At 36.9% G+C, this 14,767-nt stretch carries 9 protein-coding genes and 1 riboswitch; of the genes, 7 read left to right on the top strand and 2 right to left on the bottom strand.

The genetic code is table 11. The features are described from left to right. Positions 1-154: 154 nt before the first annotated feature. From KTJ10_RS02965 to KTJ10_RS02945, 5 genes are all read left to right on the top strand, one after another. A complete protein-coding gene (locus tag KTJ10_RS02965; RefSeq protein WP_199976370.1) occupies positions 155-1,894 on the top strand; it encodes a ShlB/FhaC/HecB family hemolysin secretion/activation protein in 1,740 nt (579 codons plus the stop codon). Between the two features lie 46 nt (positions 1,895-1,940). Continuing rightward, positions 1,941-7,637, top strand: coding sequence for a DUF637 domain-containing protein (locus tag KTJ10_RS02960; RefSeq protein WP_262441311.1), 5,697 nt, complete (start codon positions 1,941-1,943; stop codon positions 7,635-7,637). Next, positions 7,638-8,162 carry an SMI1/KNR4 family protein gene (locus KTJ10_RS02955; RefSeq protein WP_032038301.1) on the top strand — a complete coding sequence of 175 codons (525 nt, stop codon included), beginning with the start codon at positions 7,638-7,640 and terminating at the stop codon, positions 8,160-8,162. A gap of 77 nt (positions 8,163-8,239) precedes the next feature. After that, a complete protein-coding gene (locus KTJ10_RS02950; RefSeq protein ID WP_032038298.1) occupies positions 8,240-9,580 on the top strand; it encodes a hypothetical protein in 1,341 nt (446 codons plus the stop codon). A gap of 860 nt (positions 9,581-10,440) precedes the next feature. After that, entirely contained in the window at positions 10,441-11,007 is a 567-nt protein-coding gene (locus KTJ10_RS02945; RefSeq protein WP_044101422.1) for a TetR/AcrR family transcriptional regulator, read from the top strand. A 50-nt stretch (positions 11,008-11,057) separates the two neighbouring features. On the opposite strand, the gene KTJ10_RS02940 is transcribed toward KTJ10_RS02945, so the two are convergent. Continuing rightward, the gene (locus tag KTJ10_RS02940; protein WP_002114206.1) at positions 11,058-11,489 is read right to left on the bottom strand and encodes an SRPBCC family protein; all 432 of its coding nucleotides are present in this window, start codon (positions 11,487-11,489) and stop codon (positions 11,058-11,060) included. A 140-nt stretch (positions 11,490-11,629) separates the two neighbouring features. Then, positions 11,630-12,550 (bottom strand): aromatic amino acid DMT transporter YddG, encoded by a 921-nt coding sequence (gene yddG, locus KTJ10_RS02935; RefSeq protein WP_044101423.1) that lies wholly within the window; start codon positions 12,548-12,550, stop codon positions 11,630-11,632. Between the two features lie 203 nt (positions 12,551-12,753). Here yddG and KTJ10_RS02930 point away from each other — a divergent pair, with 203 nt between their 5' ends. Continuing rightward, a complete protein-coding gene (locus KTJ10_RS02930; RefSeq protein ID WP_262441310.1) occupies positions 12,754-13,704 on the top strand; it encodes a 3-hydroxyacyl-CoA dehydrogenase NAD-binding domain-containing protein in 951 nt (316 codons plus the stop codon). A gap of 191 nt (positions 13,705-13,895) precedes the next feature. Continuing rightward, positions 13,896-13,991, top strand: a riboswitch (guanidine-I (ykkC/yxkD leader). 28 nt (positions 13,992-14,019) lie between these two features. Further along, positions 14,020-14,760, top strand: a complete 741-nt coding sequence (locus KTJ10_RS02925) for an urea amidolyase associated protein UAAP1 (protein WP_199976385.1) — start codon at positions 14,020-14,022, stop codon at positions 14,758-14,760. Positions 14,761-14,767 lie beyond the last annotated feature (7 nt).

Here is a 14,767-nt window from a genome sequence, read left to right as displayed (position 1 = left end):
TATAGATATACATTAATAAAAATTAAAAAATATTTAAAAAATTTCCAAAATGTTTCAATTATGAATTTTTTATGACATTTATTGTTGATTGTGAATGATTCATGTAATTTTTGTTTGATTTTTTATCCATTTGGTAAATTAAAAATAACATTTTATGCAAAACAAAATTTTTTTTACTCACGCTTTTTTTCTTTTGTATGGGGTAGCTACACATGCTTATGCTATCGATGATATTTCTTTACCAGATCGTATACGTCAGGAACAACGTTTAAAAGAGCTTAATCAACAATTAGAAGAGCAAATCACTCAGCTTGCACCTAAACCTGTCACTACCCAATTGCAGGATTTTAAAACTATAGTCGTTTCGGAAGAGCCATGCGTTAAGGTCAAGAATATTGATTTTGATAGAAAGACGTTACAGGACCCTGAACACTATAAATTTCACTTTATGCTTCGGGCAATCTGGAATCATCCGCAGAAGATTATTGGCAAGTGTATCGGTACGCAAAGCTTACGTAACCTCGTTAATTTCGCCCAAAATGAATTGATTAAAAAGGGTTTTATTACCAGTCAGGTTACTGTTGATCCTCAAGATATTCAGCAAGGTTCTTTGCGACTTGGTGTGCAGATTGGGCGTTTACGTAAGATCATCGTTGAAGGTGAGCAACTCTCTTTATTACAACTTAAAGCATCTTTACCATTTAAAGAAGGCGATGTCCTTAATCTACAACAACTTGATCAGGGTCTCGAAAACTTAAAACGAGCTTATACGGTAGATATACAAATTGTGCCGTCAAATGAGTCTGTTCAGGAAGCTAAAGGGTATAGTGATCTGATTATTAAGTTACAGCCACAATCAAAAATCAATTTAAATTTTGGTCTGGATAATTCAGGGAGTAAAGATACAGGTCGTTATATAGGTAGTCTGGGACTCAATATTAATAATCCATTCTATTTAAGTGATTCTCTTTCTTTTAATTTTAGTCATTCATTAGATAACTTACATCGAGACTTAAATAAAAACTACTTTGTAAGTTATCAGCTTCCGTTAGGAAATTATGATTTCAGTACTAGCTATAGCCGTTATCAATACGAACAAAATGTATTGGGTGCAAATGGTGTACTGCGTTATCACGGCTTAAGTCAGCAGGGTAATTTGAATGTATCTCGTGTACTTAGCCGAAGTGGGCAACATAAAACCAGCCTCTATGGCAAGCTCTACCATAAGCAAAATTCAAACTTTATTGATGATATTGAAATCGAAGTACAACGTAGAAAAACTTCAGGCTGGAATGCGGGGATACAACATCGCCAATATCTGGGTGATGCTGTATTAGATGCTGGTTTGGATTATCGGCATGGCACAGGCGCATTTGATGCGTTGTTAGCACCAGAAGAACAAATTAAGGACATTGATAAAAATCCATTACCGTCAGAAGGGTATTCCCGTGCACCGATATGGAGTGCCGATTTACGTTTTCAAATGCCATTTTTGCTTTTAGATACGCCTGCTCAATACCGTTTGAACTGGCGTGGACAATATGCTCCACGAGTTTTAGTACCTAATGATCGTTTTTATATCGGTGGTCGTTATAGCGTTCGAGGTTTTGATGGTGAACTGATGCTATCAGGCGATAACGGACAGTATTTACAACAGGAAATCAGCGTAAATACAAAAATTCCAAATACACAAATGTATGTTGCCGTAGATCAGGGCTGGGTTAACGGTAAGAACAGTATTGCTGGGCAGCGCCATCTAATGGGGAGTGTCGTAGGTCTACGAAGTTATCTGAACCATTTTTATATTGATGCCTTTACAGGGCGAGGCCTAATCGCTCCGCAGAGTATAAAAAAAGACTGGATATTTGGATTTAGCCTAAATGCTTTTTATTAAGTTTCCTTAAGAAACAAAATTAATTTTAATTAGAGAAAACTGACTTATGAATAAAAATCTTTATCGAATTGTTTTTAACAAAGCTCGTAACATGTTTATGGCTGTTGCGGAGAATGTTAGAAGCCAGAGCAAGGCGGCAGGACAATCTACTTCCTCAGAAATAGAGCGTTCGGGACAATCATCAGGACAAGAAAAATCATTTCATCAACTGTGGCATGTCAAGGCATTAGTAGCAAGTATTAGCTTATTAGTACCATTTGCTCCTGTCTATGCTGCTATTGTCGCAGATAGTGCAGCAAATGCTGCTAATAGAGCAGTCATTGGTGCTGGTAAGAACTCAGCAGGTACAACAGTTCCAGTGGTTAACATTCAGACTCCCAAAAATGGTATTTCCCACAATATCTATAAACAGTTTGATGTATTGGCTGAAGGTGCTGTTTTAAATAACAGTCGAACAGGAGCAACCACCAAAACAGTAGGGGCCGTAGGGGCAAACCCATTTTTAGCGACTGGTGAAGCGCGAGTTATTTTAAATGAGGTAAATTCAACAGCTGCTTCAAGATTTGAAGGTAACTTAGAAGTCGCAGGGCAAATGGCAGATGTGATTATTGCCAACCCGTCTGGTATTAACATTAAAGGCGGTGGCTTTATTAATGCCAATAAGGCAATTTTTACTACGGGTAAACCTCAATTAAATGCTGATGGCAGTATCAAACAGTTCACAGTTGATCAAGGAAGAATTACGGTTTCAGCAAATCCTAACTCTAAGTTTGGATTAGGGGGAAATAATAATGATACAAACTATGTGGACCTCTATGCTCGTGCATTAGAACTTAGTGCTGAACTACGTGCCAAAAATGATATTCAGGTGATTGCCGGGGCAAATAATGTCAGTGCAGATTTGCAGGATGTTACCTCTAAAACAGGTACTGGAACTGCACCGACATTGGCTGTGGATGTTAAAGCTCTGGGTGGGATGTATGCCAACAACATCTATTTGATGGGAACTGAAAAAGGTTTGGGCGTGACTAACGCAGGGACCATTCAGGCAGTCAACAATATGGTAATTACAAGTGCAGGGAAAATTGAAAATAGCGGAACCATCAAAACTACAGGTAGCCAAAATTCTGTATTAAATTTATCTAGTCAAAATAATGGAGATTTTACCTCTTCGGGGGCAATCCAATCAAATGGCAATATATTTATAAGTTCAGATAGAAACTTGGCATTGAATGGAGGGAAAATAGATAAATTAGGAACAACGATAAGCTCTATTTTCTTATCGGCTAAAGGAGATGTTAGCTTACAAAATGGTGTAAATGTTCAAAATGTTGGAGTCGGAGGGGGCATCTATAGTGACTCATTGAATTTCAACTTAGGAAAGGACAGCAACATCTTAAGTCAAGGTGATATTTCTCTATTAGCAAACAATAATATTGATATACAAAATGGAAAAGGGATCACTAGTAATAATGATCTTAGCATCCAATCAAAAAATAATTTAAATATTGCTAACTCCAGCATTGAGTCTAAAGCTGGAAATGTAAATTTAATAAGTTTGGGTAATACTGCAAGTTCTTTGTTAGGTATTAATAATACCAAGCTTTATGCTGGAAAAGATTTTAATATTAAGGGCGCAAAAAATATAAAACTAAATAGCTCTATTGTTCAGGAAAATTCTAATAATATAAATCTATACGCTGATAATGATATTGAGATCGGTAATGATGTCAGTCCTGTGAGCTTAAAAACACAAGGTACGATAAATATAGCTGCAAAAAATAATCTTATCCTTCGCACCGATACAAGCTTACTGACAAAAAAAGATATTGATGTGCAAACTGACATCGGGAACCTGTATGCAAAAAGTCTCAATGTAAGCTCATCTGAAGGTAAAGTTTCAATTTTGGGGAATGGGAATGTAAATTTTGAGACTCAAAATGATGGATGGTATACCCTAAAAAATAGAATAAATGCAAAAAATGGAATTGTCCTAGGGTCAAAAGGCGAAAATGCTATTACAAAAATAAATACGGTGGATCTTAAGTCTACAGATGGAAATGTATTACTTCTTTCTGGCGGGGATCTAACACTAGATGGCAATAATGGCTATACCACGGGTATGAAAGCTGCAGTTGCATCAGGTTTTATTAATGCAAAAGACGTAATTTTGTGGAGTAAAACCGGAGTTTTAGATATAAGCAGCGGTGTAATTAATGCATCGAATGGTGGAATATCAATTCGGGCAGGAAACAATGCTCAAGTACATGATATTGATTTAAACTCCACAAAAAATATTGAAATAAACTCTGATAAAGATCTTATATTAGAACGCACAAATACCAGAGCAAATCAACATATTGCCCTAAGCTCGAAGGGGAATATCAATGCTTATCAAAATTATATTTTAGATGCTAAAGGTGTTTTATCTGCAATTAGTAGCGGAAGTATTGATGGGCAAGGGTATGGTGGAGCAGTTATTGTTGAGGCAAATCAACTGTCAAATAATGGAATAGATTTTAGAGCAACTGGAAGTGAGTTACTTCAATTAGATACTAAACTAAAAAATATAAACGGTAACTTGTCGATTCAGCTTGATAAAGACTTTGTCATTAAACCAACTCATGGGCATGACACAATCACATTAGTTGCAGAAAATGATATTGATGTTCGGTCTAAACAAGGAGCCATAAGGATTGAGGGTGAAAATTTTGCACCTAATCTAAATGAAGCAGGTTTTGTTGGCATCATCTCTAGGAAAGGTGGTCTTAGCTTAGAAGGTACAAGCGTCGATATTAAAGGAACAAAAATAAATGTTCAAAAAGATATCAATATCGTTTCAACAAAGGGAGACCTTGTGATTGATGGGATTGCTGATAAAGTCAATGGCGTATCCAAGAAGAAAGATTTAATCAACAGTCAGGATGATCAGGAAAAGAAGAATTTTATCGCGAATACGATCACTGGAGTGGAAAACTTCAATAGCGAGTTATCCTCTAATGCTGGAAATATTAATATTTCTTCAAAAAAGGGAGTTTCAATTACCGGAGCAAATATTGATGCAAAACAAGGGATAGTCAATATTCAAGCTCAGGGTGTTTTAAATGGGAAATATCGAGCCACTGCAAAAAAAGAAGGTACTGCTGCTAAAGAAATAAGTGCAAGTATCATTATTGATGGTAATTTAGATGTGTATGAAAAAGGTAAGGATACTGACCAGAATTATAGTTATAGAGAGTATGTAAACCCAACAAATATAAATGGAAATAAAGGGGTAAACATACGTGCTATAGGGAAAACTGTTAATGACAATTTAGTACTGCAAGGAGTAGGGATTAATTCTGCTCAAGGTGATGTAAATATTGAAGCAGATAAAAGTATATTGTTTGATACGGCACTTGAAACTTTATATGACCGTAGTACAAAAACAGAAACGAAAAGATCGTGGTATGGTAAGAAAAAAACTACCACCACAACAACGATTGGAGATGTTGTAACACCTGCTTCTGTTGATATTTATGGTAAGAATATTAACGTTATCAGCCAATTTAAAAACCCGTTACGAGCAGATGGTACAAGAGATCCTGCTCTGAATACATCTGTAGATATTTATTCTGCACGATTTAATGCTAATGGTGGAAAAATTTCAATTCGATCTGGCGGAGACCTGAATTTTTTAACTGTAGCTGCTGTGAATAACTCAAACGTAAATCAGGTTAAAAAATCTTCATGGTTAGGGATTAATCTTGGTACATCAAAAACCAATGCAACCAGAAATCAAACTACAGAAATACCTGCAAAATTAAAAGCTGATTATATTGGTACAAAATCAGGATATGACACAAGACTTGAAGGGACCGAGTTTACGTATCTCAAAAGTGCCACAATTGAGGCAGGGGGAACGATTACTTTAGTTCCTGCAAAGAATCTAGTTGAAGAAAGCCTAAATAGAAAAAAGAACTCTGTTGTCTGGCAGTCTATGCAGGACAAAGGATCAATTACTGAAACTGCGCAGCTCCCTAATTTTAATGGACCACAACCCCCAGTTTTTAATGCAGCAGGTGGTTTAAGTGTACAAGTTCCTATTAGTGAAAAAGATGTTAATAAAGTCGAATTACGTGATGCAATTTTAAAATTAGCAAATCAACCGGGAAGCGCCTATCTTAAAGATTTAGTAAACCGCAAAGATGTAGATTGGCAAACAGTTTTATTAACCCAAAAGGATTGGGATTATAAATCACAAGGTCTCACAGCGGCTGGAGCTGCCATTATTGTTATCATTGTGACAATTGCTACGATGGGTTCAGGTACTGCTGCAGCGGCTGGAGCAGCGGGGGGAACCGCAGCAAGTGGTACAACTGTAGGACTGGGTGCAAGTATGCTTGGAACTGCTGGAGTGACGACCACAGCAGCAGGAGCAATTGTTCCATCAACATTAGGGGTAATGGCAAATGCAGCAGTTACGAGTCTAGCTGCTCAGGCAAGTATTGGTCTGATTAATAACGGTGGGGATATTGGTAAGACCCTAAAAGAGATGGGAAGTAAAGACTCCATTAAAAATCTGGCTGCATCTGTGGTAACAGCAGGTTTATTAAGTCAAGTTGGTACTGCTCTAAATTTAAAACCAGACAGTACTCTTCTGTCAGACAGATTGGCAAACAATTTTGCATCTTCAGTAGGATCAACTTTAGTACAAACTGCAATTAATGGTGGAGATCTGGGAGATAATTTACAGGTTGCCTTACTTGCAGGTCTAGCAGGGGCATTACAAGGAGAGTTGGCTAGTCAGATTGGAACGAGTTTAGATAAAGTCGATCCGAACATATTTGAATATACAATTCATAAAATTGCCCATGCTGTTGTGGGGTGTGCTACGGCGGCAGCTACAAAACAGAGTTGTGAAGCGGGTGCAATTGGAGCAGGGGTTGGTGAAATAGTTGCAGAGCTTATGATTCCAGCGGGTAAAACTGCACTCGACCTAACAGATGCCGAAAGAACAAAAATTAAGGATACAAGTAAACTTATTGCGGGTACGACAGCTGCTTTTGCTGGATACGATGTTAATACTGCGGCAAATAGTGCGAATATAGCTGTTGAAAACAACACATTGGGTAAGCTTGCAACAACCGCAGGAAAAGCGGCATATAGAGTAGCTAAAAGAATTACTGATATGCCAGCCTCAGTAAGAGCAAATCTTAAACCCGACGATGTTATTAAGATTTTTAAGGAAGAAGGTGTTCAGGGAGTAATTGATATTGGGGACAATATCAAAACATTGATTAGCCCTACATCCACACCTGGGGATAGAGCATTTGCAGCAATTGATTTGCTAATAGGTATTGATTTAAAAGCAGGCAAGAATGTTGATATTCTGAAATCCGAAAAGAATATAATTGGAAAAAATTATTCTGCTGGGCTAAATCGTGAAATTTTAAATAAGGCAGGTGATTTTTATCCGAATGTACCCGATTTAAGAACAGGAAGAACTATATCATTTCCAGTTGGTGACTTAAAAAAAGTACCTGAATTAAGTCGTGTTTCTTGGGGAGCGCAAGAACGTGGTAAGTTTATTCAGGAGTGGTATAAACGAGGTTATGAAACTCCGCGTGGTGGTTGGTCTGAATATGATATTCATCATATTAAACCTAGAGAGTTTGGTGGAACAAATGAATTCTGGAATTTAACACCTGTGCAAAGAAAAACACATCAACAGGAGTTTAATTCTTTTTGGAGAAATATGTAAATGAAGCTGTTAAATGAAGCATTAAGAAAAATAGAGACTCTTTGGAGTAAAGAGCCAAAGCATGCTGTTCATAGAGGAGAAAAAACTTTTTTTCAGTTTCGTTGTATTTTGAATAATGGTATTTCACCAGATAGATTTGGTGATATCGATTTGCAATTACCAACAGAGTTTAAGGAGTTCCTCTTAGTTAGTAATGGGGCTGATTTATTCAAGGATGAGGAATATGGGCAATGGGGAGCGAGAATATTTAGTATTGATGAGTTACAGTCATCTAATAAATATTATAGAGAGTTAAGACCTAAAGACTTCACTAAGGGGGATTTGATAATTGGTGAGTTTTATGGTGATTCAGATTTGTTACTGTTAAGGTGTGATCCTGAAAGTAAGGATTATGGCGCTGTACTTATCGCTTTACCTTTTGATAATCGCTCAGATTGGTATTGTTCAGCCAACTTTGAAAATTTTATAACGGACTATGTTAATTCTGAAGGCGATAAATTTTGGGAGATACGAACAAAAACATAATTTTATAGAAGCTCAATGAATCGTTCAAAAGACTCTCTGAGTTTAATTTAAATCTTTAATAAAAGTGAATATTTTTTATGCTTTATAATCACATAAAACTATTACCCCTAGCACTTTTTTCTCTTCTTTTAGCTGCATGTGGTGGAGGTGGTGGGGATGATTCAGCGACATCAGATACACCTTTACCGAAGCCTATTGTAGAAGCGTCTGTATTAAGCCCAGATTTGGCACATGGCTATTTTGAAATTGAAAATTCAGGAGTTACTAATAACTCAACTATTAAGTTCTCACCATTTCATACAAACAGTGTAATTGAGGCATCCGCTTCAAATAATAGTATGTGGGATTTAGAGATTCTTACTCCAAGTAATGATTTATCTGCGCATATTAACAATTTGGCTGGTCTTTATTTTTATCCTAAAGGTGATAAGGTTGGAGTTTTTAGCTATTCAGAGAATGATAAAGGGCATTTGGCTGTCCAGTGCCGAAACTCATGTAGTGATACATTCTCTTATAAGTTCGAAAAACAAAGTGATGGTAAAACTTACTTTATTATAAGCGCAAATGGTGCTGTATCAGGACGTTTAAATAATATTGGCTTTGCTTCGACTGCCAAAATTAACGGCTCTATTAAATTCGAAGTAAATTCTGATTGGCCAGTATGGAACACGAAACGTTTTAATGAATATCCAGCTAAATCAGATTTAGTCGTTAATGGTAAGCTGGCGACAATACAAAGATTTATGAATTGGACAACCAGTTCTGTCTTAACTTTTAACACAGATAAAGAATATTATTTTAACTTTTCTAATCCTCTGGATCCTGAACATGATAGGTTCATATTAACAGAGGGGAATTATTTTAGTAATGAACAGCCTAAAGAAGTTTATATATACAAAGGATATTTTAATCGGGATTTCACATTAAACACGGACTATGAAAATGGTTTAACCACTTTTAAATTTATCAATAATTCATTTACGAACCCTATTGAATATGTTGCATCTCCTGAATTAAATGTCTCAGGCGGTTTCGAGAAAAAAATTCCTTATGGGCAAGTTACAGTAGGAAGTGAAGTTTTTAAAATTGATGAAACAGTTGCGGCAGCTGCATATGCAGAAAATGAAAGTAAATATTTTCGTTTTATGAGTAGAGATCATAAGTCTGATCTCGAGTTTACGGTGAAATACGATACTATTACTAAAAAAGCAAATGTAGCGTATCAAAGACCTAAAAAGGATCAATTGAATGTAAATATTCATTTGAAATGGAATTGTAAATTGACAAATGATCATTGTACTGGTGTAACTGTCAATGAATCAGAAGGAACCATTGAATTTAAAAATGTGCAGTTAGATGATGGTCGTACCATAAATGGTAAATTTGCCCATCTAGGGGTAAATGATCTGGTAGGCTGATAAGTTTTTATTTGTGTGAAGATTGAAAAACTAGCTCTAATAAGGGCTAGTTTTTTTTAAGTATATCCCTTTTTACTATTCTGGTTACGTTAAAAAGACTTATGTTTAAAATAAGCCAATACATAATTCATCTCTAAAGTTAATCTATAGTTTGCTATGTAGCTATGAAATTAATAAAGCATGGAAGCTATATTCTTTTTTTATGAATATATAAGCCCATTTTCGATAATCGATTTGTTTTTTTATAAACCAATTTTTAACAAAAAAGTTTGAATTAATTCCCTTTACTTTTAATGATCTATTTTAAAGCAAATGTCATTTCACACGCTTGACGCCAACAATAGCGAATACTATCCTTTGCGTGCTGGCCACATTGCCAGTTGGTTTTAGCAGACCATCAGCCAAAGTACACGAAAAAGTAGCAACTTTTTTTGTGGAAATCCCTGCGTGCCCCCTCTGCGGCGGAACGGGAGGGGGACACCTTCGGGTGTGCTGGATTCTTTGGCTCCAGTCTGCTAACCCTCTTTCGTTTCGCCACCATTATTTAGCAGTAATGCGGTGAAACTTCTTTTATAGCCAAAGGAGTCCGCTATGCGTACTAATTCTTCTCAATTTTTGGCCTTTGCCAAAATCTCTCGGCCCATACCGCCTAACTGGTCTTTAAAACGCTTTAACCGTTTGTAGGTTTTCTACGATCTTAAATCGTTACGACTACATAATCATAGCAACAATAAACCTGAGATAGGCGAGCACACCATTTTTCGTGCCGCTTTTGTATGCCTGTTTTTAGCACTCAATTTAAGAGTGACGGCATTTCTATCTTTTTTACATACAACAAAAAATTATTTTAAGCGGTATATATGAAAAATTTAGAATCTTCCTTTCGAGTGTTGCGAACGCTTCACACGGCAACAGATTTATTTAAACAATATGGGTTTCATAAGGTCGGGGTCGACCAAATTATTGCAGAAGCTCAAACCTCAAAAGCTACTTTTTATAATGCTTTTCACTCAAAAGAAAGACTCATTGAGAGGTGTCTCATTTTTCAAAAAGATGCCCTCAAAGACAAGGTAATTTCGATTCTCTATTCTTACAATGAACTTATGGTGCTCGATAAACTTAAGCAGATTTACCTTCTACATACCAATTTAAATGGCCTTTATTATTTGCTCTTTAAGGCAATTTTTGAAATTGAAAAGTGTTATGCAACGGCTTATCGAGTGGTTGTTGATTATAGAAACTGGTTTATAAATGAGCTTTATAAGCTGCTTCTTACTGTAAAAACTACCGCTTCAATAAAAGATGCCCACATGTTTCTATTTGCAATTGATGGGGCAATGGTTCAGCTGTTAAGTGCCAATAGCGTAGATGAACGGGATAAATTATTAGATTACTTTTTATTTATGCTATCTGAGCATTCAACTTAAACCTTAAAACAAAAAGCCCGTGATTGGGCTTTTTTTTTGAGGTGTGGTGATTAAAACTTAAGTTTTTTAAGTCCGCGACTCACACCATTTTGTAGAGCGGCTTTAATGATAGGGCCAATAAATGGTACGCGACCTTTAAAGCTAATGGTGTAATCCAAACGAGTTCGATTATTTCCCAAGTCAGTAAATTTCATGACACCACGGTGACCCTTAATTGGGCTAATCCCGCTCGTAATTGCGTATTCAATCAGTTCATTCTCTTTGTAGACTAAATTGGTTTCTACAAATGAAGGGGTCAATGGAATAGACATTTTGCGCGCAGAGCCAACACCATTACGAGCGTCTTTTCCGTTGCTAATGCGAGTCACTTTAGCAGGAGCGAAAAGTTTACTTAGGTTTTCATGCTCACTTAAGGTTGCAAAGACTTTGTCTACGGGTGCATCAAATTCTTGTACGATGTTGATTTTTTGAGTTTTTAACATCTTATTCCCTCTAGAAATTATTTTGACATTGGTAATTGTCAGAATTTGGATGTTAGCACGCTTTGGGCAATGGGGGAATTCTTCTTCGTCGGAGTTATCGCATACTTAAAAAATTCACTTTGGTACATCTACAATGCTTTTTAGCCTTTTCTTAATTTTTTAAAGAAGGGCTGAATCACAGACCAGTTGGTTGAAACCCAGCAAATAAAGGAACCAGCCGTCACCATTGCTGTTCCTTGCCAAAAGCTCATCGATAATTGAGTTTGTAAAACAAACATTGCCAAAATAGACGAAATAATCGGGGTGAAATAAGAGGCCACCACAAGCACGGTAATGTTTCCATGAATGATGCCAATATTCCACGCGGCATAACCAAAACCCATGGCAGCAGACGCTACTAAAAGGGTGAGGAGAGCTGGAATATCCATTGACGGAATAGCGAATTGCCCCGATACAAGTAGCTTGAACCATAGCGTGAGCGCGACACCAACAAAAAAAATGGAAATTGGATTTTGCCCATTACTTAATTTTTTGGTGAGTACACAGTAAAAAGCCCAAATGATGGCGCCTGCAAATGCTAAAATATAGCTCAGTGGGTTGCTATGAAAATTATCGACAAGACTATTTAGACTAAAATCACCGCTTCCAGTTTGAATAAAAATAATGCCGAAAATTGAAAGCATTAGACCTAAAATAATAAGGAAATTAAACTTTAATTCCTTAAAAATAACAAAAGCTAAAACCGTTAAACTCGGCCACAGATAGTTAACAATGCTGATTTCAATTGCTTGCCGTGCTGTCTGAGAATAAGCAATCGCAAATGAAAAGCACACCTCATAAGCCACGAACAGAATTGTGCCAAATATTAAGTATTTTTTAGAGATCTGCTTAAAATCTGGAACTTTGAAAATGGCAAGCAACAGTAGCGCACTTAAAGAATAAATAAAGGTAACACCTAGCTCAGGCCCAATGGCGGCACTGACTTGCTTGACCAGACCGACCAGAGATGCCCACATGAGAATGGCGCTTAAACCAATCAATGTTGCTAGATTTTTTGACATAAAATTCAATAAATAACGGTTAAAAAATGGTAAAAGATGAGGTTGTACTAATGAAAGGAATCAATTTTCAAGCTAAGGAATATAGGACAAATTATATAAAATATAAACAATTAAATTTATTGATTGGTTAAATCTGTTATGTTTATTTAGCATTCAATTGAGTAAAGAAATTTCGGATAAAACAACATTTATACGAGGGAAATATGGAAGTCATTAAAACGGTTGGTGTTGTTGGAGCTGGTGTAATAGGTGCAAGTTGGACTGCCTTATTTTTATATAAAGGATTTAAAGTTAAGGTTTACGACCCGTATCCTATAGATGAAGCGGTCTTTAAAAAAAGAATTTCTGCAAATTTAAATGATTTATTGGCTTTAGGCCAAAACGCGGAACACACATATTCTCAGCAAGATGTACTGCTTCATCTGGAAATTTTTAGTAATTTAAAAGATGCGGTTTCAGATGTAGATTTTATTCAAGAAAATGCCCCAGAACGTCTGGATGTAAAACAACAGCTATATCAAGAAATCACAGCATATTGTCCTGAACATACCATTATTGCTTCAAGTTCATCGGGTTTAAAAGTGTCTGATTTCCAAAAAGAGGCGCAGCATCCTGAACGTATTTTATTAGGTCATCCTTTTAATCCGCCTCATCTCTTACCTTTGGTCGAGATCGTTGGTGGTAATCTGACTGATCCTCAAATTTTAAAACAGGCTTCTGAGTTCTATAAACAACTAGGCAAAAATCCAATTGTTTTAAATAAAGAAGTAAAAGGGCATGTCGCAAACCGTTTACAGGCTGCGCTATGGCGAGAAGCCTTTTCACTAGTTGAACAAGGCGTGTGCTCTGCTGAAGATGTCGATGTCGCGATTACCAGTGGGCCGGGTTTAAGATGGGCGCTCTTTGGTCCTTACATTAATATGCAGCTTGCCAACCAAAAGGGCTTTAAAGAAGCAATTCATCATTTAGGCCCGCCAATGACGGAATGGTGGAATGATATGCACGCATTTCAACATTCAGACGAGACAACAGAGTTATTAGAAGCACAAACCAACCAGCTATTAACACAATATAAAGATATCGATTTATATGAAACCAGAGATAAAGGTCTGGTCGATATCTTAAAGCTCAGACATAAATTAGATTTGGATTAAGTAGACAATTTATAGTCCTGCTATCTAATTGTGTTGAGGATTAGCTTTCTTATACTTCTATGAAATGCACAACTTTTAGTGCAGCTTTTTATTTTGTATTTTAAATCGCACTCAAATTGCCCAAGTTTAGTATTACTTTTAACCAAAAACGTAATACTAATCTGGCATGTCCTTTGCATAGTCTTAAGCAATCAAAAGTGATCTAGGGTTCCGATACTTACAGTATGTCTGGACCGAGAGTTCACGGTTCCTAGCGAACTACACGGAGGGATAAAAGCCCGGGAGGAAGTCTAAAACTATCCGACAGGAGTAGCTATGAACACTGCAAGTTATCATAACCATCAGGCGATTTGGACCGAACTTTTACCCGGTGGACATCATTGGTCAGGTCGTATTCAAAAAGGAACTATTCTTAGATTTACATCGCTAGGCGCTCAGGCAAATGTTTCTTTGTTTTGTGTAAATGCTGCCGATGTGCTTGAACGTTTTAACATGCCCGACAGTTTAAAAGGGCAACACACCGCCTATTTAAAAGCTTCCAATGTGCTGTATTCAGACCTTGGCCGTGTGATGGCTTCCATTGTTCATGATGACCATGGTTGGAACGATGCACTTTGTGGCCCGAGCCGACCTGAGCAAATTGAAAAGCAATTTGGTGCGCGTACATTTCAAGATGCCCGCAATGATATGTACCAAAACGGCTTAGACAGTTTACTCATTGAAATGTGTAAATACGGACTTGCCAGCCAAGACCTGAGTGCTGCGGTTAACCTATTTTCTAAAGTTGTGCCAGATGAAAACGGCGCTTTGTCTTATGTCAGTTCTGACAACACCAATCAAAGCATTGAATTGCGCTTTGAAATGGACTGCTTGATATTTTTATCTGCCGCGCCGCATGGTTTAGACACCAGCCCAATCTATCAACCTGCTGATATTCAACTCAGTCTATTTAAAGCCAACTCTCTAACAGACAGCGATATTTGTCGTGATGCGTGTTCGCAAAATCAGCGTGCGTTTCAAAACACAGCCCGCTACTACGCGCTTAGCAATATTTAAATCAGGA

Origin of the sequence: Acinetobacter sp. WU_MDCI_Abxc222, assembly GCF_025514755.1 — a bacterium.
Classification (GTDB): Bacteria; Pseudomonadota; Gammaproteobacteria; order Pseudomonadales; family Moraxellaceae; genus Acinetobacter; species Acinetobacter geminorum.
The sequence above is the reverse complement of the archived record's forward strand: the minus strand, read 5'-3'. Positions and strand labels throughout refer to the sequence as shown.